The 894-nt window shown below is 37.2% G+C and carries 1 pseudogene; it reads right to left on the bottom strand.

The annotated features are described in order from the left end of the window. Window positions 1–894 (bottom strand): annotated as a pseudogene (locus tag BZK14_RS13005) (alpha-2-macroglobulin family protein); the annotation flags it as partial.

Genomic DNA, 894 nt, shown 5'->3' with positions numbered 1-894 from the left:
AAATATTCTTTATGATTTAAAGCATTCATCAAATCCATGTTCAACTTCTGAGCTAATCCGCTATCTGTCAATAACCCACGAGTTGCCATTTGATTTAGCACATCAATGGATAGTGCCAAAGCGGATACTTTTGTTTGATAAGTACCAAAGTTACGCTGCCAATCCATAAAATTGAGATTAGCAAGATATTGTCTTGCTGCTTTTTGATCGCTTAAAATCAAGTTTGAACCTGCTAAGTAAACACGGCTTAATGGGCTAATGATTTGATCAAATTGCGCCATAAAGGCAATATCTGCGCTAAAAATTTGGCCTTCTCGTGCCAATAACCAAATACCATAACTCAAGTTATTCAAGTTGTTCTCACCCAAATAATATGAGCCTGAATTGGTATGCGTTTTATAGGTTTCGGTTAAGCGATTTTTGACATATTCAAACCCTTTTTTGAGATTCCCTTGTGGTACTAATGAAGGATCTTGTTTTGCCAATTGTGTTAAGAAATCCAACGCATAAACAGAAGATGGGAAATAACTATCACCTGATGACCAGAATGCAAAGCCACCATCAGAACGCTGGCGATCTAGTAAGCGTTTAACTGTATCGCGCATCATCTCTTTTTCCCAAGCTTCATATTCAAGGGTTGGCACAATACCTTGATTGATCCGTTGATTTTTCACATAATCTGTATACACAGCTTTTTTCTGAGCATTTAGTAATTGATTAGATTTGAATAACCAAGGGAAAGCGCGACTAGTTGTTTGCTCTGTACATCCATAAGGATAACTGAATAACCCATCAGTATAGGACAACACATTGATGAAAGGATGATGTGAAACAGTGAAGTTTTCAGTGAATCCTTTATCATACAGGTTGCTATTGACAGGTCGTTGCCATACT

It is taken from the genome of Wohlfahrtiimonas larvae (genome assembly GCF_002006755.1).
GTDB lineage: Bacteria > Pseudomonadota > Gammaproteobacteria > Cardiobacteriales > Wohlfahrtiimonadaceae > Wohlfahrtiimonas > Wohlfahrtiimonas larvae.
Note: the sequence above shows the minus strand (reverse complement) of the source record. Positions and strands in the feature narration are given on the sequence as shown.